21 protein-coding genes are annotated in these 23,198 nt (G+C 69.8%); 13 read left to right on the forward strand and 8 right to left on the reverse strand.

Annotated features, from left to right (window positions below):
* Nucleotides 1–137: 137 nt before the first annotated feature.
* From SACGLDRAFT_RS11145 to SACGLDRAFT_RS11155, 3 genes are all read right to left on the reverse strand, one after another.
* Nucleotides 138–2,618, reverse strand: coding sequence for an ABC transporter permease (locus tag SACGLDRAFT_RS11145; protein ID WP_040919878.1), 2,481 nt, complete (start codon nucleotides 2,616–2,618; stop codon nucleotides 138–140).
* The gene (locus SACGLDRAFT_RS11150) at nucleotides 2,615–3,364 is read right to left on the reverse strand and encodes an ABC transporter ATP-binding protein (protein ID WP_005464647.1); all 750 of its coding nucleotides are present in this window, start codon (nucleotides 3,362–3,364) and stop codon (nucleotides 2,615–2,617) included. Before SACGLDRAFT_RS11150 ends, SACGLDRAFT_RS11145 begins: the two co-directional genes overlap by 4 nt.
* Before the next feature lie 171 nt (nucleotides 3,365–3,535).
* Nucleotides 3,536–4,237, reverse strand: a complete 702-nt coding sequence (locus tag SACGLDRAFT_RS11155) for a FadR/GntR family transcriptional regulator (RefSeq protein WP_232283952.1) — start codon at nucleotides 4,235–4,237, stop codon at nucleotides 3,536–3,538.
* Between the two features lie 245 nt (nucleotides 4,238–4,482).
* Between SACGLDRAFT_RS11155 and SACGLDRAFT_RS11160 the strand changes: the two genes are divergently transcribed.
* The 4 genes from SACGLDRAFT_RS11160 to SACGLDRAFT_RS22935 all read left to right on the forward strand — a co-directional run bounded on the left by SACGLDRAFT_RS11160 (nucleotide 4,483) and on the right by SACGLDRAFT_RS22935 (nucleotide 7,744).
* Nucleotides 4,483–5,412 carry a dihydrodipicolinate synthase family protein gene (locus SACGLDRAFT_RS11160; protein WP_005464651.1) on the forward strand — a complete coding sequence of 310 codons (930 nt, stop codon included), beginning with the start codon at nucleotides 4,483–4,485 and terminating at the stop codon, nucleotides 5,410–5,412.
* Nucleotides 5,409–6,308 (forward strand): ROK family protein, encoded by a 900-nt coding sequence (locus tag SACGLDRAFT_RS11165; protein ID WP_005464653.1) that lies wholly within the window; start codon nucleotides 5,409–5,411, stop codon nucleotides 6,306–6,308. The genes SACGLDRAFT_RS11160 and SACGLDRAFT_RS11165 overlap by 4 nt, the downstream gene beginning before the upstream one ends.
* Nucleotides 6,290–7,012 (forward strand): N-acetylmannosamine-6-phosphate 2-epimerase, encoded by a 723-nt coding sequence (locus SACGLDRAFT_RS11170; RefSeq protein WP_040918946.1) that lies wholly within the window; start codon nucleotides 6,290–6,292, stop codon nucleotides 7,010–7,012. The genes SACGLDRAFT_RS11165 and SACGLDRAFT_RS11170 overlap by 19 nt, the downstream gene beginning before the upstream one ends.
* A gap of 597 nt (nucleotides 7,013–7,609) precedes the next feature.
* Nucleotides 7,610–7,744, forward strand: coding sequence for a hypothetical protein (locus SACGLDRAFT_RS22935; protein WP_269726975.1), 135 nt, complete (start codon nucleotides 7,610–7,612; stop codon nucleotides 7,742–7,744).
* A 169-nt stretch (nucleotides 7,745–7,913) separates the two neighbouring features.
* Here SACGLDRAFT_RS22935 and SACGLDRAFT_RS11180 read toward each other — a convergent pair whose 3' ends face one another.
* On the reverse strand, nucleotides 7,914–8,672 hold the full coding sequence (locus SACGLDRAFT_RS11180) for an SDR family oxidoreductase (RefSeq protein WP_005464659.1): 759 nt from the start codon (nucleotides 8,670–8,672) through the stop codon (nucleotides 7,914–7,916).
* Between the two features lie 88 nt (nucleotides 8,673–8,760).
* Here SACGLDRAFT_RS11180 and SACGLDRAFT_RS11185 point away from each other — a divergent pair, with 88 nt between their 5' ends.
* Complete coding sequence (locus SACGLDRAFT_RS11185) at nucleotides 8,761–9,231, forward strand: RrF2 family transcriptional regulator (RefSeq protein WP_005464661.1); 471 nt, start codon at nucleotides 8,761–8,763, stop codon at nucleotides 9,229–9,231.
* Entirely contained in the window at nucleotides 9,228–10,349 is a 1,122-nt protein-coding gene (locus SACGLDRAFT_RS11190) for a tyrosine-type recombinase/integrase (RefSeq protein WP_005464663.1), read from the forward strand. Before SACGLDRAFT_RS11185 ends, SACGLDRAFT_RS11190 begins: the two co-directional genes overlap by 4 nt.
* 12 nt (nucleotides 10,350–10,361) lie before the next feature.
* Here SACGLDRAFT_RS11190 and SACGLDRAFT_RS11195 read toward each other — a convergent pair whose 3' ends face one another.
* Nucleotides 10,362–11,405, reverse strand: coding sequence for an FAD-dependent monooxygenase (locus SACGLDRAFT_RS11195; protein ID WP_005464665.1), 1,044 nt, complete (start codon nucleotides 11,403–11,405; stop codon nucleotides 10,362–10,364).
* A 55-nt stretch (nucleotides 11,406–11,460) separates the two neighbouring features.
* Here SACGLDRAFT_RS11195 and SACGLDRAFT_RS11200 point away from each other — a divergent pair, with 55 nt between their 5' ends.
* Nucleotides 11,461–12,027, forward strand: a complete 567-nt coding sequence (locus SACGLDRAFT_RS11200; RefSeq protein ID WP_005464667.1) for a TetR/AcrR family transcriptional regulator — start codon at nucleotides 11,461–11,463, stop codon at nucleotides 12,025–12,027.
* A gap of 54 nt (nucleotides 12,028–12,081) precedes the next feature.
* Here the strand turns inward: SACGLDRAFT_RS11200 and SACGLDRAFT_RS11205 are convergent, their stop codons facing one another.
* A complete protein-coding gene (locus SACGLDRAFT_RS11205) occupies nucleotides 12,082–12,789 on the reverse strand; it encodes a FadR/GntR family transcriptional regulator (protein WP_005464669.1) in 708 nt (235 codons plus the stop codon).
* Nucleotides 12,790–12,988: 199 nt separating this feature from the next.
* Here SACGLDRAFT_RS11205 and SACGLDRAFT_RS11210 point away from each other — a divergent pair, with 199 nt between their 5' ends.
* The 4 genes from SACGLDRAFT_RS11210 to SACGLDRAFT_RS11225 all read left to right on the forward strand — a co-directional run bounded on the left by SACGLDRAFT_RS11210 (nucleotide 12,989) and on the right by SACGLDRAFT_RS11225 (nucleotide 18,667).
* A complete protein-coding gene (locus SACGLDRAFT_RS11210) occupies nucleotides 12,989–14,299 on the forward strand; it encodes an SLC13 family permease (protein WP_005464671.1) in 1,311 nt (436 codons plus the stop codon).
* 42 nt (nucleotides 14,300–14,341) lie between these two features.
* Nucleotides 14,342–15,790: an acyl-CoA synthetase gene (locus SACGLDRAFT_RS11215; protein ID WP_040918949.1), complete on the forward strand. Its 1,449-nt coding sequence runs from the start codon at nucleotides 14,342–14,344 to the stop codon at nucleotides 15,788–15,790.
* Nucleotides 15,783–17,105, forward strand: coding sequence for a carboxyl transferase domain-containing protein (locus SACGLDRAFT_RS11220; protein ID WP_005464676.1), 1,323 nt, complete (start codon nucleotides 15,783–15,785; stop codon nucleotides 17,103–17,105). Before SACGLDRAFT_RS11215 ends, SACGLDRAFT_RS11220 begins: the two co-directional genes overlap by 8 nt.
* A 92-nt stretch (nucleotides 17,106–17,197) precedes the next feature.
* Nucleotides 17,198–18,667, forward strand: a complete 1,470-nt coding sequence (locus tag SACGLDRAFT_RS11225) for an alanine/glycine:cation symporter family protein (RefSeq protein ID WP_005464678.1) — start codon at nucleotides 17,198–17,200, stop codon at nucleotides 18,665–18,667.
* A 31-nt stretch (nucleotides 18,668–18,698) separates the two neighbouring features.
* Here SACGLDRAFT_RS11225 and SACGLDRAFT_RS11230 read toward each other — a convergent pair whose 3' ends face one another.
* Complete coding sequence (locus SACGLDRAFT_RS11230) at nucleotides 18,699–20,156, reverse strand: amino acid permease (RefSeq protein ID WP_005464680.1); 1,458 nt, start codon at nucleotides 20,154–20,156, stop codon at nucleotides 18,699–18,701.
* A gap of 104 nt (nucleotides 20,157–20,260) precedes the next feature.
* On the opposite strand from SACGLDRAFT_RS11230, the gene SACGLDRAFT_RS11235 reads away from it, so the two are divergent.
* Entirely contained in the window at nucleotides 20,261–20,815 is a 555-nt protein-coding gene (locus SACGLDRAFT_RS11235; protein ID WP_005464681.1) for a GNAT family N-acetyltransferase, read from the forward strand.
* Between the two features lie 179 nt (nucleotides 20,816–20,994).
* Here SACGLDRAFT_RS11235 and SACGLDRAFT_RS11240 read toward each other — a convergent pair whose 3' ends face one another.
* The gene (locus tag SACGLDRAFT_RS11240; RefSeq protein WP_232283953.1) at nucleotides 20,995–21,504 is read right to left on the reverse strand and encodes a DUF421 domain-containing protein; all 510 of its coding nucleotides are present in this window, start codon (nucleotides 21,502–21,504) and stop codon (nucleotides 20,995–20,997) included.
* Between the two features lie 260 nt (nucleotides 21,505–21,764).
* Between SACGLDRAFT_RS11240 and SACGLDRAFT_RS11245 the strand changes: the two genes are divergently transcribed.
* Nucleotides 21,765–23,189, forward strand: coding sequence for an MFS transporter (locus SACGLDRAFT_RS11245; protein ID WP_005464685.1), 1,425 nt, complete (start codon nucleotides 21,765–21,767; stop codon nucleotides 23,187–23,189).
* Nucleotides 23,190–23,198: the final 9 nt, after the last annotated feature.

Genomic DNA, 23,198 nt, shown 5'->3' on the forward strand with positions numbered 1-23,198 from the left:
ATCCTACTCAGCTCCGTGACCGGGGTTTTACGCACCGTGTCGCACTTCGACACGGATGGGGGATACCGGAAGGCCGGGCATCCGGGACGGCGATCCGAATGCCCGGCCCGAACTTCACCGCGTCCCCGGACGCGGGCTCATTCGCCCACGCCCATCGCCTCCACCGGTTTCTCGCGAAGCGCGAACCTCGTGGGAAGCGCGATCGAGCACCAGCCGAGCACGACCGCGACGGCCACCACACCGAGATAGGCCAGCGGCGGGACGGACGGCAGCGCGTCGCCGGTCAGACTGAGACTGATCCCGACCAGCGGGGGCACCGCCGCGAGCGTGCCGAACACCACGGACGTGAGGACGACGATCGCCGCCTCGCCGTGCATCATCGCGCTCACCTGCCGGGTTCCGGCCCCGACCAGCCGCAGCAACGCGAACTCCCGCGCCCTGGCCGCCGTGGCGAGGACCAGCACGTTCACCACCGCGATGGAGACGAAGGCCAGCAACGCCAGGTTGAGCAGCAAAGCCACCGCGTTCTCGCCGTTCTCGTCGGTCTCCCGGCCCGCCACGAAGGAGTTCCGGTCGGTGACCTCGACACCGGGGTGGTCCGCCAGCACCGCGCGCAGGGCGTCCGGTGCCGCTCCCCGCACCAGGACGTAGGTGTTCAACCCACTCGTCGTGTGCTCGACGAGGACGTCGTTGGGCAACGTCACGTCACCGAAGCCCAGACCGTTGCCGTAGACGGCGACCACGGTGGCAGTGTGCGGGGTTCCGTCGCCGAGCCGCATGGTCAGTGACTCCCCGACGTCGACGCCGAAGGTCCGGGCCGCGAACTCGCTCACCGCGACACCGTCGTCGGCCAGCCCGGCCAAGTCTCCGCTCCGCATGTCGAGGTCCATCACCTTCTCGATCCCGGACGGCGGGACGCCCTGCGCCGAATACGCCTCACTGGTCTGCTCTCCCCACTCGTCGTAGGTGACCAACACCTGTGAATGCGCCACCGGCACGGCCGTCGCGTTCGGAACGCGTCCGACGGCGTCCACGACCTCGGGCGCGACCCCACCGGGAGCGATCAGCACGTAGTCGCTCACCAGGCCGGTCTCAAGCTGCCGTTCGGTCGCCGCGGTCGTGGTGGTTATCGTGGCGATCTGCACCAAGGCCATGGTGACGCCGAGAACCAGCGGCGTGGTGGCCGAACCGAGCCTGCGCGAGTGGGCTCGGGCGGTGTGGTAGGCGAGCCAGCCCGCGGCCGGGCGCGCGAAACCGATCCTGCCGAGCAAGCTCGTGGTCATGGTCAGCAGTCGCGGCCCCACGAGCCCCATCCCGATCACGACGAGCAACGCCGAGCCCGCGGCCCCGGCCGTGGCGGTCGGGCCGCCGATGGTCAGCGGAAGCGCGATTCCCGTGACGACGCCGACGACGACGAGGGACCATCCGGTGACGAGGCGGCCCCGGCCCAGCCGTGGCGGTTCCCTCGTGGCTTCGCCCAACGCCGAGACGGGACTGATCCGCGCAGCCCGTCGAGCCGCGATCACCCCCGCGACCACCGCGCAGGCCACGCAAGCGACCACGGACACCACGACGGGAAGCGGTCCCAACACGAACTCGAACTCGGGCGGTATGACGCCGAAAGCGGCCAACGCGTCGCGCAGCGGGAAGCTCAACCCGACGCCGGGCAGGGCGCCGAGAACCGCTGCCACCGTGGCCAGGACGGCCGTCTCGGAGGCGATCAGCGCGTAGATCTGTCGAGGCGTGGCGGCGATGGCTCGCAGGAGTGCGAACTCCCGGCGTCGCTGTTGGACGGACAGGCCGAGGGTGACCGCCACGATCGCCAGCACGACCATCAGCATGGTGCCGCCGAACGAGCCCGCTATCAGCATCAGGAACGACCGGCTCGTGCCGACGTCGAGGAACTCCGCGTCGGCCCGGTCGTCCCCGACCAGGGCCTCCACGTCCGGCACCGCGGCGCGAATCCGCTCGGCGAGCTCGTCCGCGGAGACGTCGGGTTCGCTCAGGACGGCGATCGCGTCGACGGCATCGGGGCGACCGGACAGCGTCCTGGCGCCCTCGTCGGTCAGGAAGGCTTGGTCACGGGCCGCGGTGGTCACACCCACCACCCGGTACGAGGTCGCGACACCGCCCGTGCGGATCTCCGCGGTGTCTCCCGGCCGCGCGCCCGTGTCGGCGGAGAGCACCACCTCGTCGGGTCCGGCGGGTGGTGTGCCGTCGACGAGGGTGATCGGGCCGAGCGCCGAGGACGACCAGCCGTGCACCTCCAGCGACTCGGCGCCGCCCGCGGTTCCCCTTTCCGCCCGCACGGTCACATCGCCCACCGCGTCGCGAACACCGGGCACCTTCGCGACCGCGTCGAGGTGGGAGACCGGGACGGGAACCCGCTCGACGAATCGATGCGTCATCCCGAACTCCAGATACAACTCCTGCGGCCCCGTGACCACCACGGGAGCCGAGGCGTAGCGTTGAGGCGGGATGCCGCCGCGTTGGCCCGAGTCGATGAGGATGCCGCAGAGCGTGATCAGCACGGAGCCGCAGAACACCGCCACGAACGCGGCGACGAAACCGGACAGATGGCCCCGTAGTGTTTGCCGAGCCAGGGCGAACACGCTCACCACTCCCCGAGGTGCGCCATGCGCTCGGCGATGCGCTCGGGTTCCGAACGGGGAAGTTCGTCCACGATCCGGCCATCGGCGAGGAACAGCACCGTGTCGGCGTATGAGGCGGCGACGGGGTCGTGGGTCACCATCACCGAGGTTTGCTGCCAGCGGTCGACCGCGTGACGCAGGGCCTCCAGGACCTGCCGGGCGGTGCGGGTGTCCAGCGCGCCGGTGGGTTCGTCCAGGAACATCACGTCGGGTCGGGTGACGAGCGCGCGGGCGATGGCGACCCGTTGCCGCTGTCCGCCGGAGAGCGTGCCGGGACGCCGGTCCATGGGCACGTGCACCTCGACCGAGCGCGCGACCTCCGCCAGAAACTCCGGGTCGAACGGCTTGTTCGCCAGCCGCAGGGGCAGCACGATGTTCTGCTCCACGGTCAGCGAGTCGAGCAGGTTGTAGGCCTGGAAGACGAAGCCCACCCGTTCTCGGCGCAGTTCCGTGAGTTCCTTCTCCTTCAGCGTGGTCAGGTCGGTGTCACCGAGCAGCACCTTTCCCGACGTCGGCCGGTCCAGACCGGAAGCACAGTGCAGGAACGTGCTCTTCCCCGAGCCGGACGGCCCCATGACGGCCGTGAAGCTGCCACGTCTCAGTCCGACCGACACACCGTTCAAGGCGTGCACGGCGGCTTCCCCGTCGCCGTAGGTCTTGTGGACGGACTCCAATCGCACCGCGCAGCTGAGTCCGTCCATCACCGTGGTCATCCGTTTCTCTCCTTCCGAAACCGATGACCCGAGGCTAGGAACGAATTCCCGATGGCACAGCGGACTCAGCACCCGAATCGACGGTGTAGGTAGGTACACCCTCGGGAAGCCGGAGGAATCGGACGAACGAGAGAAACGACCCGACGTCGGCGGCGGGGCCGCCGGGGAGGCTCAGTCGCCGGTCGCCGGTCGGTCCGAGGTGGACTGATCACCCAGGTGCGCGGCCAGGTGTTTGCGCACCGGGGCGTAGTGGGCCCTGATGGCTTCCCGGAACTCCGCCACGTCGCGCTTGCGGGCGGCGGCCACGATGGCGGCGTGGGCCTCGGCGGTCTCGCGCACTTCCGGCACCGAGGGCGCGAGCAGCGGGGCGACCATGCTGTGGACGTCCCAGAACGCGCCGATGAGCTGGCTCACCAGCTCGATGCCCAGGGGTTCCGTGAGCAGCAGGTGGAACTTGCGGTCCTGTTCGACGAACTGCTCCCCGCGGTCGGCGTGTTCGCGCATCTCCTCGACGACCGCGTCGAGCGCCGCGAAGTGGGTGTCGTCCAGGGTCTCGACGAGCGCCGACGCCAGGCCCTGTTCCAGCAGTTCGCGGATGCGGATCACCTCGTGCAGCACCGCGAAGTCGTCCTGGCTGTTCAACTGCGCCCGGAACGCCAGGCTCTCGACGAGGGCCGCCAGCGACAGCCGCCCCACGTAGGTGCCGTGACCGTGACGTACCTCCACGATGTCCAGCGCGCTCAGGGTCTTGATCGCCTCACGCACGCTGGACCGGCTCGCGCGCAGCCGTTCGCAGAGCTCGACCTCGCTCGGCAACGGATCTCCCGGACGGAGGTGATTGCGCAGGATGAAGTTCTTGATCTGCTCGGTCACCTCGTTACGGCGTAAGGGATGCCGATCCGATCCGGTTTCGGAGAACGCCCGCACCATGACTTGCCTCTCTGAATCGTCCTTACTAGTGTCCTAGCCTAGCCGCATCAGACATCTGACGTCTGACCGACACCGTGGGCCACGACGCCTCATCGTCCGTCCGGTACCCGCTTCCGACGCCACCACCCTGCCACCGGAAGCGGCCGGTCGCCCCGCGCCCACTCGATCACCGACACAAGGAGCATCGCGTGACCTCCACACCGCAGAGCCTCCACGGAGTCATTCCTCCCGTCGTGACACCGCTGCACCCGGACCGTTCGATCGACACGGCGTCGCTGGAGCGACTGGTGAGGTTCCTGCTGGATGCCGGTGTCCACGGCCTGTTCGTCCTCGGCAGCTCGGGAGAGACCGCGTATCTCACCGACTCCCAACGGGACACGGTGCTCGACGTCGTCGTCGCCACCGCCGCCGGTGAGGTACCCGTCCTCGCCGGATGCGTCGAGACCACCACCGGGAGGGTGATCGAGCGAGCGCGTATGGCGGAGAAGGTGGGCGCCGACGCCCTCGTCGCCACCGCCCCGTTCTACACCCGGACCCACCCCGCCGAGATCGACCGGCATTTCCGAGCCGTCAGGGCCGCCGTGGACCTGCCCCTGGTCGCCTACGACGTCCCCGTCAGCGTCCACGTCAAACTCTCCGTGGACCTGCTCGCCACCCTCGCGCAGGACGGCGTCGTCGACGCGGTCAAGGACTCCAGCGGTGACGACGCTGCGTTCCGGCAGCTGCTCCTCCGCACGGCCGACCTGCCGAACTTCGCGGCACTGACCGGCCACGAGGTGGTGGTGGACGCGATGCTCCTGGCGGGCGCCCACGGCGTGGTGCCCGGACTCGGCAACGTCGACCCCCACGGCTACGTCCGGCTCTACGAGGCCTGCCGCGCCGGTGACTGGGCCGCGGCGAAGGCCGAACAGGACCGGCTGGCCCGGTTGTTCTCGATCGTGGAGGCGGCCTCCCCCGCCACCGCGAGTGGGTCGACCGCGGGAATCGGGTCGTTCAAGGCGGCTTTGGCGCTCCGGGGCGTCATCGCCGACGCCACGCCCGCGCTGCCCATGCGTCCCCTCGACGAGGACGAGACCGCGGAGGTGCGGCGCGTGCTGGTGCGGGCGGGCCTGCTGTGAGGCGAGTCGCCGCCGTCGACATCGGCGGCACGAAGATCGCCGTCGCGGAGGTGAACGCCGAAGGGGACCTCGGCACGCGGCTGACCGCGCCGACTCCCTCCGACCGCGGAGCGGACGCGGTACTGGACACCGTCACGGACCTGGTGCTCTCGCTGAACGGCGTGGAAGCGGTGGGCGTGGGAAGCGCCGGGGTGATCGACCCCCGCACGGGCGTGGTGGTGTCCGCGACCGACACCATCAAAGGTTGGGCGGGCACTCCCCTGCGAGCCGAGTTGGAAAACCGGCTGCGGGTCCCCGTCGCCGTCGCAGGCGACGTCCACGCCCACGCCGTCGGTGAGCACCGGCTCGGCACCGCGCGCCACGCGACCTCACTGCTGCTGGTCACCGCGGGCACCGGGATCGGCGGGGCGTGGAGCGTGAACGGCGAGGTGGTCCCCGGCACGCACGGGGCCGCGGGTCACCTCGGCCACGTACCGGTCCCCGCCGCCGTCGGACGCCCCTGCACGTGCGGGGGCCATGGTCACGTCGAGGCCGTGGCCTCGGGACCGGCCATGACCGCCGAGTACCGGCGGCGGTGCCGCACCACCGTGCACGGGCTGACCGACGTCGTGACCCGGGTGCGAGCGGGAGACCCGGTGGCCGCCGCCGTGCTCACGGACGGCGGTGCCGCCCTGGGCAGCGCTCTCGGCGGCGTGGTCAACACCCTCGCCCCGGACCTCGTCGTGGTCGGGGGCGGCGTCGCGAACAGCGGTGAACCGTGGTGGTCGGCGCTGACCACCGCCGTGGCCGAAGAACTACTGCCGGCTCTGCGCGACGTACCGGTCGTGCGGTCGATCCTCGGATCCGACGCCGCGCTCGTGGGCGCGGCCTTCATGGCATGGGAGAGCTTTCGGTGATCGACGTGATGGAACGCCTGCGCGGCGGACTCATCGTGTCCTGCCAGGCCTACCCCGGTGAACCGATGCGTGACCCCCGCACGATGACCCGGATCGCGCGGTCCGTCGTGGACGGTGGTGCCGCCGGGGTGCGGTTGCAGGGCCTCGACGACATCCGCTCCGGTGCGCTGGCCCTCGACGTGCCGATCGTGGGGATCTGGAAGGACGGCGACGCCGACGTGGTCATCACCCCCACCCTGCGGCACGCCCTGGCGGTCGCGAAGGCCGGCGCCCACATCGTGGGGTTGGACGGCACTCGCCGCCCTCGGCCCGACGGCCGGACCCTCGCGAGCACCGTCGCCGAACTCCGCGATCACACCGACACCCTGATCATGGCCGACTGCGGTTCGCTCGACGACGCGCTGGCCGCCGAGGACGCCGGGGTCGACTTCCTGGGCACCACCTTGGCCGGCTACACCGGCGAGCGCGCCCGCACCGAAGGCCCCGACCTCGACCTGCTCGACGAGATCCGCGGCGCGTGCCGGCTTCCGGTGATCGTCGAAGGGCGCGTCCACACCCCGGCGCAGGCCGCCGCGGCCCTCGCGCGCGGCGCGTTCGCCGTGTGCGTGGGCACCGCGATCACCCACCCGAGCACGATCACGAGCTGGTTCCGCGCCGCCATGGACGAAGTGGCCACCGGCGCCGAAGCACGGGACCGTCCTTAGTCGGAAGACACAATCACTGACCGTGGAAGGCCTGATAGATCACCACGCAGGCCACGGTGGCCGGAATCGCGATGACCGTCAGCGCCACGAAGGTGGGCCTGAGGCGCCGCACCGAGGTCACCGCCGACACGGGAGAGCGCACCGGTCGGGGAGGCCGGGCCGGCGGCCGCGGGCTCACCGGTGCGCGGCGTGGTGGTGCGGGCGCGGGTTTCGACACCGGTGGTTGTGGTGGCGGAGGAGTCCTCTTCGGTCGCGACGCGGACGCGGGGAGGGCATCCGGTTTCGGGGCACGGGGCTGTCTCGTCTCCGTCGCGGCTGCGGGGAGACGGTCGGGTGGGGCGGTGGACGCGGGCGATGGTGGCGTGCCGGCGGGAAGGGTCTCGGGAAAGCCGTCGGCCAGGAGTTCGTCGCGAGTGGGAGCGAGGGTGTGCAGGTCCGGCACACGGCAGGCCCGAGTACCTTGTCGGCACTCCAACACGGTCGCGGGCACCGATTACGCATCCGGTGCACTGGCCGCCGCAACCACACCACCCGCGACTCCGCCCCGGCAGGCCCTCGCCCGAGGTCCCCGGTCCCTTCTGCACCCGCACCGGCACGATGTCGACCGTAGTGATCATCGGAACGGGCATGGTGCCGCCGAACGAGTGGCAGCGGCGGGAGCACATCACCGGGGTCGGCGGCCACGCCCACCACGTCACCGCGGCGCCAACAGTCGACGCGGCGACCACGTGAAGACCCGGCCCACCACCACGACAACGGCTTCCGTTCCCCGCGCGAGGTGCCCTTTCGGCGCCGCCTCCTCCACACCACGCCAGCACAGATCACGAGGTGGTCCGACCGCGCCCGTGGCATCCTCGCGTCCGGGCCCGCCCGTTGTCACCTGGCGGGCCCGCATGCTCGCTCACGCCTTGGCGGTCGGCTTCTGCGTCTTCAGCCATTCCTCGAACGTGGTCGGGGCGATGCGCGCGTCCTTGCCGGGGAGGAGAACCTCGCCCGCCGTGTTGGGTCCGAAGATTCCCGACCACGTGGGGACGAGCTTGATGTCCCGGCCGCGCGCCTGATAGGTCCGCCGTGCCATGTCGACGAGATCCTGGGTCTCGGGGCCGGCGACGTCGACGTAGCGGCCCTGCGGTTCTCCGACCGCGATCTCGGCGAGGATCTCGGCCACGTCGTCCGGGTCGATGGGTTGCAGGAGCAGCGGCGCGACGGTGGCGACTCCGTCCTTCTCCGTCCATTCCGCCGTCATCGCGGCGAAGTCGTGGAACTGCGTGAACGGCATGATGGTCCACGGCACCGGCCCGGCTTCCACGAGTCGTTCCTGTTCCCGCTTGCCGAAGTAGTGGGGGTCGGCGTCGACCTTGTGGACTCCGGCGATCGAGATCAGCACGTGGTGCCGTACTTTCGCCCGCTCGCCCGCGGCCAACAGGTTGCGCGTCATGGTGCCGAAGTACTCCACCGTCTCCTTCACGTCGGCGTGGGGCATGCTCACGGCGTCGATGACGACCTCGACACCGGCGAGCGCGTCGTCCAGCCCCTTGCCGGTGTTCAGGTCCACGCCGAGCGAACGGCTGATGCGGACGACGTCGTGACCGTCGCGTTCGAGGACGGCGACGGTGCGAGCACCGACGTTCCCCGTGGCCCCGGCGACTGCGATACGCATGACGATCTCCTTCGTGACGATCTTCGCGATACGGCGCGACATTATCGCGGACTTAAGAGATCCGCAATGTCTTCGATACACTGGAGAAGTGAAGTTGCCAGTGAGTACGGAGTGGGTGTTGCACTGCGCCACCACGTTGGCGCAGCTCGATCCGCGGGACACCGTGTCGGCGGCACAACTGGCGGACTACTTCGACCTCCCCGCCCCCTACCTCGCCAAGCAATTGAAGGCTCTCGCCAAGGCGGGCGTGCTCACGGCGACTCCCGGACCGCGTGGCGGCTATCGACTCGCGCGTTCGGCGGCCGACATCACGCTGCTGCAGATCGTGGAGGCCGTGGACGGCACGGCCTCCCCCTACGAGTGTCACGAGATCCGCCAGCGGGGCCGGGGCGCTCTGCCTCCCGAGGACTGTCGTGACACCTGTGTGCTGGCCGCGAAGATGGCCGACGCCCACGAGGCATGGCGCCGCAGCCTGGCGGGCGTCACGCTCGCCGACATCCTCGACGAGATCCCGTCCTGGGCACCCGCCCGCACCCGTTCCCTGCTCACCGGAGCATGATGGAGTCCCTCGACCGGCCCTTCCCGGCCCCACGTCCCAATCTTCCCGACGTCGCGCCTCACCTCGCGCCGCTGCCCCCGCCCTCCACCGGGTTGTCGCCCCACCGCGTGGACGAGGCCGTGCGTCACCAACTGGTGTCCGACATCGGCGCGGAGCGGCTCGAAGCGTTGGCGCGGTGTCTGGACCGGACCACGTTCGGTGTGGTGCTGCACTGGCTGTCCAGTTACCAGCGCCGTTCCCTGGACACCAAACGCGGTTACGCCGAGGACATCTGCCGCATCGCCGAGTGGTTCAGCGCCGCCACCGGACGCCGGCCCGCGGATCTGCTGACCAGCCTCACGTTCGACACCGTGACCGCCTGGTCCCTCTACGCCAAGAGCAAGGGTTGGTCGGCGCGCACCCAGCGCCGCTACCTGTCCGCGCTGTCCTCGTTGTTCGACCACGCCCGCCGCGCCCACCGCATCCCCGTGGAGAACCCGGTACACCTGGCCACCCACGCGCCCCCGATCGGCACCTCGACCAACGGCCGCCCACCGGGCGCCACCCGCGTGCTGGAGTTGTCCGAGGTCGCCGCACTCTCCGCCGCGTGTTCCAGCCACGAGGAACACCTGGTGTTCGAGTTGTTGTTCACCCAGGGGCTGCGGGAGTCCGAGGTGGTCTCGCTCGACATCGACAACCTCGATCGCACCCACATGCCCCCGGTGTTGTCGGTGGCCCGCAAGGGAGGCCGGTGGATACGGCGCCGGCTCGGCGACGCGGCGGCTCGGCACCTGGACGCCTACCTCGACGGCCGCGCCACCGGACCGGTGCTCGTCCATCCGACGACGGGGCTGCGGCGCGACCGGCACCAGCTCATCAGCATCACCCGGCGGCTCGCCCGCCACGCCCGCCTCCACGAGCCCCGCAAGGTCACCCCGCACGTGCTTCGGGCGACGGCCATCACCGCCCTGCTCGACAAGGGAAAGCCGTTGCAGGAGGTGCAGGAGTGGGCGGGTCACGCCCATGCCTCCACCACCCGCGGCTACTGGGAACGGCGTAACAGCATGCAGCGTGACGCCGCACTGTCCGCCACCCTCACCGCCGATCTCGCCGACGCCGCGGCACGGTTGGACGAGTGACCGGGGCGCCGGTCAGGCCGCCAAGGACCCCACCGTACGCAGCAGGGCGTCGCGTATTCCCGTGCCGTGGCGAACCGTGCTGATCCACCCCAGCCACCGCGCGGCCGCCGCGATGCGCTGGGTGGGGCGACGCCGTCGCCGGTCGTATTCGCGCAACCCGGTACGCACGTCCTCTTCCGTCACCGCCCGCGCGAGACAACGAGCCAACGTCAGCCCGTCCACCAGCGCCTGGCACGCGCCCTGCCCGAGGTCCGGCGTCATGGTGTGGGCGGCGTCGCCCACGAGCACGGTGTTTCCGACGACGTAGCTCGGCAACGACGGAGCGAGGTAGTGCAGGCGGTGGCGGAGCATCCGCTCCGGGTCCGCTCGTCGCAGCACCGAGGCCACCGGGTCCGGCCACTCGCCGAAGTGCGCGAGCAGGGCCCGGTGATCCTCGTCGAGCGTCCGGGGCACGAGTGGGGTTTCCAGGACGGCGTAGAAGTTGGTGCGGTCGGGCGTCAGGGGTGAGTAGCCGAACTTGGCTCTCGGCCCCCACACCTCCCCGGCGTGCCGAACGCCGAAGTCGATCACGGAACGCCACACCGTGTATCCCGTGTCGCGCAGCCCGTGCCGGGCTCCGAACAGACGCCGCCGCACCGCGCTGTGCGCGCCGTCGGCGCCGATCACCACGTCCGCCTCGCCCTCCCATTCCCGACCGAAGTGGACGGTTCCGTCGGGCAACGACTCGAACAGCAGTCCGAGGAGGTCCGGTCGCGCCACTACGTACACGTCCTCGCCCGCACGGCGGCGGATGCGGGTGGTGTCGATCTCGACGAGTGTCCGTCCGTCCCAACGCTGGATCACACCCGGTCGCTGCGGTTTTCCGCGACGACGTAGTTCGTCGGCCAGCCCCAGTTCCGCGAGGGCTCGGACGGCGTTCGGCCACATGCCGAGCCCCGTCCCGTCGTTCGCCAAGGCGGGCGCGCGCTCGTACACGTGCACTCGCCAACCCGCGCGTGTCAGCCCGGCCGCCGCGGCCAGTCCCGCGATTCCGCCTCCGATTATCCGTGCTTCCATGCCGCCACCGTACTACAGATGTAGTAGATCGCACTACGGGTGTAGTGTTGGGTGCGTGACAGCACGGAGGGACCAGGTACTCAACGCCGCGATTCGCGTCCTCGGCACCAAAGGAACCAGACAGCTCACCCACCGGGCCGTCGACGCCGAGGCTCAACTGCCCCAGGGCTCGACCTCGAACTACTTCCGCAACCGCGACGCGCTCGTCGCGGGCGTCCTCGACCGGCTCGTGGCTCAGGACGAGCAGGCCTGGGGGCTCTTCTCCGCCGACCTGGCCACCATCACGCTCACCCTCGACGGCTTCGCCGACGCCGTGGTGCAGTTCGTGGAGGAACTCGCGACCACCGCCCGCACCGCCACGCTCGCCCGGCACGCGATCTTCCTCGAAGCCGCGCACCACAAGCATCTCCGCGACCAGATCGAGATCCGTCAGCGACGCCTGGCGGCCTGGGGCGCACCGTGGCTGGAACGGTTGGGGTCACCGCACCCCGAGCGGGACTTCGCCGCGCTCCGGTCCCTCCTGGACGGTCTGCTGTTGCACCAGTGCTCGCTGCCCGACCCCGACTTCGACCCGTCGGGACCGGTGAAAGCCCTGCTCGACGGGCTGAGTCGCCGCTGGTGACACGCGCCTCGCCCGTGCGGCGCCGTGGCGAGGGAATGGCCGTCCCCGAACGGGCTAGGCGTCTTCGTCCGGGTCCCAGTCGAGCAGCCGAACCTTCGCCACCGTGCGCACGTGACGACGCATGGCCGCCGCCGCACGGGCGGGCTCTCCCCGGCTGATGGCGTCGAAGATGGCCTGATGCTGCCGCAGCGACCGGCGGGGCCGTCCGGGCTGGCGCAGCGATTCGGTGCGGCTTTCGGTGATCTGGTCGGAGATGGAGCGCATGAACTCCGCCAGCAACGCGCTGCGGGCGGCCGCCGTCACCGCAGCGTGGAAGCGTCGATCACCCTCAACGCCGTGCCCGCCCGCCTCGATCTCGGCACGCATGTGAGCCAACGCCGCCTCCAGTTCGTCGAGGTCCTCGGGGGTGCGGCGTTCGGCGGCGAGTTCGGCGAGCTTGGTCTCGATCGCCTCGCGCGCCTCCAGGACGTCGGGCAGCCGCCGTCGCCGCGCGACGAGTTGCTCCACCGGCTCCACGTCCAGCGTGTCGCGCACGAGGAAGCTGCCTCCGCCGTGGCGGGTCTCGACCAGTCCCTGGACCTCCAGCACCACGATGGCCTGCTTGACCGAGGCCCTGCTCACGCCGAGCCGCTGCGCCAATTCGCGTTCGGCCGGCAGTCGATCCCCCGCCCGCAGCCGGGAGTGGGCGACGTACTCCCGCAGCCGCTCGATGACCTGCTCGTACAACCTGGGCCGCGACATCGGCCGCAGAGCGTCTGACACTTCGTTTCCTCTTCGGCGCACGGTCTTCCCGCGGATTCGATCCTCGCAGCCTAACAGCGCGACGCCGGGGAAGCGGGTCAGTCACCGAACCGGAGAGGATCTTGACAGCTGTGGCCGGCCTCACGCAAAGTGGTTCAGCCACTGAGCCACCAGGCCACTCGGACACCCTGAGCGAGCCCAAAGACGGGAGTCGTCGCGTATGTCCCCCCAAGTCGTCGCGATCATCGTTCTGGCCGTGGTCTTCCTCGTCGCCACCACCCGGTCCATCAACATGGGGGCGCTGGCGTTCGCCGCCGCGTTCGGCGTGGGCACGCTGGTGGCCGACATGGACGCCGACGCGATCTTCGCGGGCTTCCCCGGTGACCTGTTCGTCGTGCTCGTCGGGGTGACCTACCTGTTCGCCATCGCCAAGGCCAACGGCACCACCGACTGGCTGGTGCGGGCGGCGATCACACTCGTCGGCGGGCGGCTCGCCCTCGTCCCCTGGGTCATGTTCGTGATCACCGCCGCGTTGACCGCCATCGGCGCGGTCAGTCCCGCCGCGGTGGCCATCGTGGCCCCGCTGGCCCTCGGCTTCGCCGCCGAGTACGGAATCAGTCCGTTGCTGATGGGCGCGATGGTGGTGCACGGCGCGCAAGCCGGCGGCTTCTCCCCGATCAGCGTCTACGGCTCGATCGTCAACGGCATCGTGGCGCGGGAAGGCCTGCCGGGCAACGAGATCGTGCTCTTCCTGGCGAGCTTCGCGACCAACCTGGTGATCGCGGCGATCGTGTTCGTCGTCTGCGGCGGGCTCAAGCTCACCCACGCGGGCACCGTGGCCACCCGACGACTCGCCCCCGTGGGGACGGCCTCCGACAAGCCCCCGAGCCCCACCGGCTCGGGGAAGGACTCCCCGGACACCGAGCCCGTCACGCTGACACTCGACCGCGGCGCGACCCTCGTCGCCCTGATCGCCCTCGTGGTGTGTGCGCTGGGCTTCGACCTCGACGTCGGGTTGACCGCGATCACGCTCGCCGTGCTGCTCAGCGTGATCTGGCCCGACATCAGCAAGAAGGCCATCGGACAGATCACCTGGCCCACGGTGTTGCTGATCTGCGGCATCCTCACCTACGTCGGTGTGATGGAGGAGATGGGCACCATCGACTACGCCGGTAACGCGGTCTCGGAGGTGGGCGTCCCGCTCCTCGCCGCGCTGCTGATCTGCTACATCGGCGCCCTGGTCTCGGCGTTCGCCTCGTCGGTGGGCATCATGGGCGCCCTCATCCCGTTGGCCGTGCCGTTTTTGACGGAAGGAACGGTGGGGCCGATCGCGATGATCGCCGCACTGGCGGTGTCGTCCACTGTGGTGGATGTCAGTCCGTTCTCCACCAACGGTGCCCTCGTACTGGCGAACGCCCACCACGTCGACCGTGACCGTTTCTTCCGCCAGTTGCTGGTGTACGGAGGGGTGATCGTCGCGGCGGCTCCCGTCGCGGTGTGGCTGATACTGATCGTGCCCGGTTTCGGGTGATCCCCACCGGCCCCTGCCCGGAACTCGACGACAAGGAGATCGGTGACCGTGCTCTTCCCCGCCCTGCACACGGCCCAGGACGCGCCCGCGTTGCGGTTCGGCGACCGTGCCCTGACTTACGGCGAGCTGGCCCGGATCGCGGGCGCGCTCGCCCACCGCATCCGCTCGGCGGTGAGCGAACCGCCACGGGTGGCGGTGTGGGCGACGCCGAGCCCGGAGACCGCAGTGGCCACCGTGGCGGCACTGCTGGCGGGAGTGCCCGCCGTCCCGATCAACCCCAAGATCGGGGAACGCGAGCTGGCCCACATCGTCGCCGACAGCGAACCCGGCCTGGTCCTCACCGAACCCGACGCCACCCTGCCGCCCGGACTCGCCACCGTGCCCCGCCTGGACGTCATCCTCGACGCGGGGACCGACCCGGTGTCCCTGCCCGAGGAGCCGGACGAGGAGGCACCGGCGTTCGTCATCTACACCTCCGGCACCACCGGTGCCCCCAAAGGCGTGGTCCTCCCCCGCCGCGCCGTCACCAGCACGCTCGACGCCCTGCGGGACGCCTGGCAGTGGACGGCCGACGACGTGCTGGTGCACGCCCTGCCGCTGTTCCACGTCCACGGGCTGATCCTGGGCATCCTCGGGCCGCTCCGGCGGGGCGGCAGCGTGCGGCACGTCGGCCGGTTCTCCCCCGCCGCCGTGGCCGCGGAACTGACCTCCGGCGCCACCATGATGTTCGGCGTCCCCACGATGTACCACCGCATCGCCAACGAGGTGGAGCACGACCCCGAGCTCGCAGCGGCACTGGCCGGGGCGCGCCTGCTGGTCTCGGGCTCGGCGGCATTGCCCGTGCACGACCACGAACGCATCGCCGCCGCGACGGGCCAACGGATCGTCGAACGCTACGGCATGACCGAGACGCTGATGAACACGAGCGTGCGCGCCGACGGCGAACGCAGACCGGGCACGGTGGGGCTGCCGTTGCACGGGGTGGAGCTGCGACTGGTGGACGACCGGGGCACCCCGATCGAGACCTGGGACGGCGAGACGGTCGGCGAGATCGAGGTGCGGGGCCCGAACCTGTTCACCGAGTACTTGAACCGCCCCGACGCGACGGCGGAGGCGTTCCACGACGGGTGGTTCCGCACCGGCGACATGGCTGTTCGCGAGCCGGACGGGTATGTGCGCATCGTGGGACGCAAGGCGACCGACCTCATCAAAAGCGGCGGCTACCGCATCGGGGCGGGCGAGATCGAAAACGCCCTGCTCGAACATCCGGGTGTCGCCGAGGTGGCCGTGACCGGCGAGCCGGACGCCGACCTCGGTGAACGAATCGTGGCATGGGTGGTGCCGAACGGCGCTCCCCCGGCCGAGGGGGAACTGATCGAGCACGTCGCGCGACTGCTCACCCCGCACAAGCGGCCCCGCGTGGTGCGGTTCCTCGACGCGCTGCCCCGCAACGATATGGGCAAGGTCATGAAACGGGCACTGCATGGCTGAATCGGCTCGTGATCTTCTCGACTCGATAGCGACGTCTTTCACCGAGTGGCGGCCCCAAGCCTCGGGCGAGTCCGTCGTGGACGGACCGATCGCCTGGCGCGGCTACGACGACGCGCGGGCTCGGGCGGCGGTGCGGACGGGCGAGTCGGAGTCGGTGGTGTGCGGTCAGGCGACCGTCGGCGATATCGAGGTCGCCCTCGTGGTGTTCGAGTTCGGTTTCCTCGGCGGCTCGATCGGAGAGGAAACCGGACGCCGGGTGGCGACGACGTTCCAGCGGGCGCGGCAGCGGCGGCTTCCGGTGGTGTCGGTGATCGCCACCGGGGGCAGCCGCATGCAGGAAGGCATGCGCGCCTTGAGCCAGCTTCACGGGCTGGCGCGGGAGATCGCGGCTACGCGAGCGGCCGGGCTGCCCCAGGTGTCCGTGCTGTGCGACCCCACCACCGGTGGTGGCTGGGCCACGCTCGGTGCCGGTGCCGACGTGGTGCTGGCGCTACCGGGAGCTCAGGTCGGGTTCGCCGGGTCACGGGTGCGGCCCGACGGCGACCCGCGCGCGTACACCGCCGAGGCGCACTGGGACACGGGACAGGTCGACCAGATCGTCGACCGAAAGCACCTGCGGGACGCGTTGGCGCGGTGGCTGCGGCTGCTCACGACCCCGGCCCCACGAGCGGTGGACCCACCGAGGGCGCTGGGCGCCACGGACTCGCCCGCCACCGGATGGGACGCGGTCGTGCGCGCCAGGGCCCCGGAACGGCCCCGCGCGGCGCGGTATCTGGACGCCTACTTCGCGTGGCGGGAACCGATCCGGGGCGACCGGGCCGGTGGCGCGGACGACGGGGTGCTGTGCGGATTCGGGTGGCGGGACGGCGCCGCCGTCGCCTACGCCGCGCAGTGCGGCACGGCCACGCGTCCGGCCGGTTTCCGCACGGCGACCCGACTGGTGCGCCTGGCCGACCGGCTCGGTATTCCGGTACTCACCCTCGTGGACACTCCCGGCGCCGCGGCCGAGGACGTGGCCGAACGCGACGGGGTGGGGCCCGCCATCGCGTCCCTGTTCGAGGCGATCGCCTCGGCGCGGGTTCCCGTCACCAGCCTGCTCATCGGCGAGGGCGGCTCGGGCGGTGCGCTGGCGTTCGCCGCGCCGGACCGGCTGTGGACCACTCCGGACGGTTACTTTTCCGTTACGTCTCCGGAAGCGGCGGCGGCCATCCTCAAACGGGACACCTCCGAGGTGCCCGCGACGGCCGACGAACTGCGGCTTCGTCCGTCCGACCTGGTCGATTTGGGCATTGTGAGAGGGATCGTAGGCCCCTGAGGGCCGTGGGCGGTCAGGACCACGTCCTCCCCTGCGTACACTGGCGCGGCTGAGCGAAATCCTCGGTTACCCACAAGGTGAGGAGCGAGCGCATGGACGCGCTGATGGAATCCATCGGCGAGGTGAACGACGTCTTCTGGACCTACCTCGTCATCCCGCTGCTGGTGCTGCTGGGTCTGTACTTCACCGTGCGCACCGCGGGCGTGCAGTTCCGGATGCTGCCCCAGATGTTCCGGGACCTACGGGGAACACCGGAGCAGACCAAGGACGGTAAGAAGGCCGTCTCGTCGTTTCAGGCGTTCTCCATCTCCGCGGCGGCGCGCATCGGCACCGGCAACATCGTGGGTGTGGCGCTCGCCATCTCCCTCGGTGGTCCCGGCGCGGTGTTCTGGATGTGGGTGATGGCGATCATCGTCAGCTCGCTGGCCTTCGCGGAATCCACGCTCGCCCAGCTGTTCAAGGTCCGCGACCGCTCCGGCTACCGCGGCGGCCCCGCCTACTACATGCAGCACGGCCTGAACGCTCGGTGGCTGGGCGTGATCTTCGCGGTCGTCATCATCTTCACGTTCGGCTTCAGCTTCAACATGGTGCAGGCCAACAGCATCGCCGAATTCGTCTCGACCTCGGTCACCACCGTGACCGGCGCCGAGGAAGCCCCCGGCTGGGTGGCACCGGTGGTCGGCCTCGCGCTGGTCGCCGTGGTGGGCGCCGTGGTGTTCGGCGGCGCGCGGCGCATCGCCCAGGTCGCCCAGCTGACCGTGCCGTTCATGGCCCTGGTCTACCTGATCGTGGGGCTCGTCGTGGTGGGTATGAACCTGGACAAGGTTCCCGACGTGTTCGCCGACATCGTGAGCTCGGCGTTCGGCTTCGAGCAGATCGGCGGCGCGGCCGTGGGCACGGCGATCATGCAGGGCGTCCGTCGCGGGCTGTTCTCGAACGAGGCGGGCATGGGGTCCGCGCCCAACGCGGGCGCCAGCGCCGCGGTGAGCCACCCCGTCAAGCAGGGCCTGGCACAGTCCCTCGGCGTCTACTTCGACACCCTGCTGGTGTGCTCCATCACGGCGTTCATCATCCTCGTCTCCGACCCCGACTACGGCGCCGACGACGGCGGGCTGCTGACCCAGACCGCGTTGGAGAGCCACTTCGGATCCTGGGCCGTACACCTGCTGACGATCCTCATCCTCCTGCTCGCCTTCACCTCCGTACTGGGCAACACCTTCTACGGCGAGGCCAACCTGCGCTTCCTCACCGGCGACGACCGGGTCGTGCCGGTGTTCCGGGCCGTGGTGCTCGGCATGCTGTTCCTGGGGGCCGTGAGCTCGCTGAACCTGGTGTGGAGCTTCGCCGACGTCACCATGGGCGTGATGGCCGTGGTGAACCTGATCGCCGTGGCTCCACTCGGCGCCCTCGTGATGCGACTGCTCAAGGACTACCAACAGCAGCGCCGTGAGGGCCTCGACCCGGTGTTCACCCGCGACAAGCTGCCCGACGTGCGCGGCATCCAGTGCTGGGAGAAGGAGCGAGAGAGCACCGACCGGGCCCCCGCCCCCGAACAGGCGTGACCGCCGACACCCGTCGGGAAGGCGAGGGAGTTCAGTCCCGCGCTCGCCCGACGGGCGTCACGTCGGGAAGACCGTGACGAGCGACCCGGCGCTTGGCGATCTCGTACGTCGCGCCGTGGACGGCGACCAGCACCACCGTGGCGATGAGCCCCGCGTAGGACGTGTCGCCATCGAGGGCCAGCGAGCAGAAGATCGTGGCGAGGACGGCCAGGCAGATCCAGTCGGTGTACGGGGAGCCGGGCATGCGGAAGCTGACCCCGTCGAGAGACCCGTCACGCACCCTCGCACGGAAACGCAGGTGCGAGATGAAGATCGACATCCAGCTGAGGAGGATGCCCACCGACGCCGCGTCCAACGCGAGCGAGAAGATCGACCCCGCATCGGCGAACAGGATCAGCAGGATTCCCACCAGGTACAGCGCGCAGGTGAACACCACCGCCCCCACCGGGACGCCCCTGCTGGTGATCACCACCGTGGCCTTCGGGGCCGAGCCGTGGGCGGCGAGGTTACGCAGGAACCGCACCGTCGTGTAGAGGGCCGCGTTGACTCCGGACAGTGAGGCGCTGAGCACCACCACGTTCATGATGCCGCCCACGTAGGGAACCCCGAGGCTGGCCAACGCGGTGACGAACGGCGACTCCTGCCCGCTGTAGCGCACCGTGGGCAGCAGCATCGACAACACCACGATGGAGCCGATGTAGAACAGGCCCATCCGGAACACCACCGCGCGCACGGCCTTCGGCATCGACCTCGCGGCGTCCTTCGCCTCACCGGCCGCAGTGGCAGTCACCTCCACCGCGGAGAACGAGAACACCACCGCCTGCATCACCAGGACGACCGGCCACACCCCATTGGGCAGGAACCCGTCCGCCCACAGGTTCGTCACGCTCGCCTCGGCCCCCGAACCGCTGAACACCACGATCAGCACGCCGGTGATCAGGAACAGCACGATGGCGATCACCTTGATCGCCGCCGCCACGCTCTCGATCAACCCGAAGAGCCGCACGGTCAGCATGTTGGTGCCGAACACGAGACACAACGCCACCAGCGGGGACAGCCACGCGGGCGCGTCCGGGAACCAGTAGGTGGTGTAGACGCCGACGGCGGAGATGTCGGCGATGCCGACCAGCACGACGACGGTCACGTAGATCCAGCCGGTCAGGTGGGCGAAACGCGGCCCGACGAACTCGCGGGCGTACGAGACGAAACCCCCGGTGGTGGGCCGGTACACGGTCATCTCGCCGAGAGCCCGCATCAGCAGGTACACCAACGTCCCGACGACCAGGAACGAGATCACCAGTCCGGGACCGGCCGTGTTCAACTGCTCACCGAGGCCGAGGAAGAGTCCGACACCGATGGCGCCACCGAAAGCGATCATCTGGATCTGGAGGTTCGAAAGCGTCCTCCGGTACCCGACTTCGCCCCGTTCCTCGTAACCGGACGGCGCCGCGGTCTCGTCGTGTGCGGCGGGGTCGGTACTCGCGGACATGTCGCCGCTCCTTCCGGGTTCGGCCTCGATCGGCGTCGAGCCATGATAAGGACGGCGAGGAATCCGGTTGCGGACCCGGCCCCGCTTGAGCATCTTCTGTGCCCATGACTGTCTTCTGCGTCACGGACCGCATGGTGCTCCGTCGCTTCACCGCCGCCGACGGCGACAATCTGGCCGCGCTGCACGGCGACGCGGAGGTGATGCGCTTCGTCGAGAACGGCAGGCCCGTACCCGCTGAGGTGGTGCACAACCGCACCCTGCCGTCCCTGTTGTCCGAGTACGAGCGGCTCGGCGGACTGGGGGTGTTCGCCGCCGAGTCCTCCTCCGACGGGGAGTTCCTCGGCTGGTTCGAGTTCCGGCCTCCCAGACAAGACGCTCTCGACGACGTGGAACTCGGCTACCGGCTGCATCGCCGACACTGGGGCCGGGGACTGGCCACCGAGGGGGCGCGGGCGCTGGTCCGTCTCGGGTTCACCGAGCTCGACGTGCGGCGGGTGTTCGCCACGGCGATGGCGGTGAACCACGGCTCCCGGCGGGTGCTGGAGAAGGCCGGCCTGCGTTACGTGCGCACGTTCCACGAGGACTGGCCCGACCCGATCCCCGGCTCCGAGCACGGCGACGTGGAGTACGAGCTGCTGCGCGACGACTGGCGGGGCTGACCGGCCCCTCGACTTCACGAGATCGACGCCGCGACCACAGTCCTCTTCGGAGCGAAGATCTCCATCTCCCCCGGATTATGGACGATTCTTACGATCGAAACCATCCACAGTGTCCTTTCCGGGGGAGCCGGAACGGCCGCCACCGGCACTCCGGAAGAGTTCGACGTGGTGACGTCGGGTCATTCCGCGGAAGGCTTGGAGGGCTCGTCCGGGGTGCGACGTTCCCGGAGCAGGACGCTGATCATTCCGTTGGGCTCCAGATACGCCCGATGGACGACGCCGATGTCCTCGATACCGTGGAGTCGCAGCTGACTGGCCACCTCCTCCGTCGTCATGAACTCCCGCTTCAGCACTCGGTGTTCGAGCTGTCCGTCCTTGATCATCAGACGCGGTCGGGCCTTCAACAGCGCCGCCAACCGAGGGAACCGGTAGGAAGCGGCGTCGACGAGCACGCTGCACGCCAGGATGACCGCGACGAGGAGGACGGAGTCGGTGATGCTGTCCGACTCCCCGGAGAGGCCTCCCGCGGCGGCCTGCGCGATGAGCACGACGATCAGCACGTCGGTGAGCCCGAGCCCACCCGCCTCCCGCTGCCCCACGATGCGCATGAGGACCAGCAACGTCACGTAGATGACCACGCCTCGGACGACGAGTTCGAGCCACGGCATCTGCGATTGGAACAGGTTCATCCACTCGACCATGGCTTTCGAGTACCCGGCGAGCACCTCCTTGCAATTTCGGTGGTCGGATGTCGAGTCCGGTTACGGACCGCTTGACTGGTAACTTTCACTTTTCACAGCCCCGCCGTATAGGCCGTTATACACATGGCGTGCCGTCCTTCGTCGAGGAGGTGACGACAGCGTTGCGGTCGAGCGATCGCCACCCGTCGGGCGGCGCGGTCCAGTAGTCTCCGCTCACCTGGAACGATCACCGAGCGAGGAAGACCCGGATGAGCACCGTGGGCAGTGGTCCGTCCCCCGCGTCCGACAAGCGCGAGCGGCGGCGGGAACAGTGGGGTTGGTACTTCTACGACTGGGCGAACTCGACGTTCTACACGTCGGTGATCACCGTGTTCGGCGCCCTCTACATGAGTTCGGTGGCGGCACTGGACGCCAAGTCGCACCCGGAACGCAACGGCCCCACCCCCTGTGTCGACGAGCACGGGGTGGACAACAACCTCGTCAACTGCGACATCAGTCTACTGGGCCTGACGTTCCCCGCCGGATCACTGTGGGGTTACCTCCTCGCCGCCTCCACCGTCATCCAGGTCCTGATCCTGCCGATCACGGGGGCCATCGCCGACCGCACGCAGTACAAAAAGCGCCTGCTCGGGTTCTTCGCCTTCCTGGGCTCCGCGGCCTCGGCCCTGCTGTTCTTCGTCGCGGACGACCGCTGGGAACTCGGCGTGGTGCTCTACATTCTCGGCAACATCGGCTACGGCGCCTCGATCGTGACCTACTACTCCTTCCTGCCCGACATCGCCACGCCCGACGAACGCGACGACGTGTCCTCGCGCGGCTGGGCGTTCGGCTACCTCGGCGGTGGAGTCGCGTTGGCGCTCCAACTCGCGTTCTACCTCAATCACGAGACCCTCGGCATCAGCGAGGCGCTCGCCGTCCGGATCTGCTACCTCTCCTCGGGACTGTGGTGGGCGCTGTTCACCCTCGTCCCGCTGCGCCGCCTGACCGAACGACAGCCGCCGCACGGGCACGAGCACGGCGTGTCGGTGCTCAAGGCCGGGTTCGCGGAACTGCGCGACACCCTTCGCGCGGCGAAGGCGTTCCCCCTGACGCTGGCGTTCCTCGGCGCCTACCTGGTGTTCACCGACGGGATCTCCACAGTGGTCTCCGTGTCCGCGCAGTACGGCTCCGAGGAGCTGAAGTTCGGCAACGAGGTGCTCATCGCGACCATTCTCGTGATCCAGTTCGTGGCCTACCTCGGCGGCATGCTGCACGGGCTCGCGGCGCGGCGCTGGGGCGCGAAGAAGACCATCCTGGCGAGCCTCGTGGTGTGGATGGTGGTGCTCGCCTCGGCGTACTTCATCGAGGCGGGCCGGCAACTGCAGTTCTACGCCGTGGCCGCGGGCATCGGCCTGGTGCTGGGCGGCACCAACGCGTTGTCCCGCTCGCTGTACAGCCAGATGATCCCGGCGGGCAAGGAAGCCCAGTACTACTCCCTGTACGAGATCGGTGAGCGCGGCACGTCCTGGCTGGGGCCCCTACTGTTCGCAGGTGTGGGCCAGGCCACCGGCTCGTTCCGGTACGCGATCATCGCGCTGCTCGTGTTCTTCGTCGTCGGATTCGTGCTGGTGGCGCTGATCCCGGTGCGGCGGGCGATCGCGGAGGCGGGCAATCCCGAACCGTCGGTGTTGTAGCTCGCCCCC

Source organism: Saccharomonospora glauca K62 (genome assembly GCF_000243395.2).
Lineage (GTDB): Bacteria > Actinomycetota > Actinomycetes > Mycobacteriales > Pseudonocardiaceae > Saccharomonospora > Saccharomonospora glauca.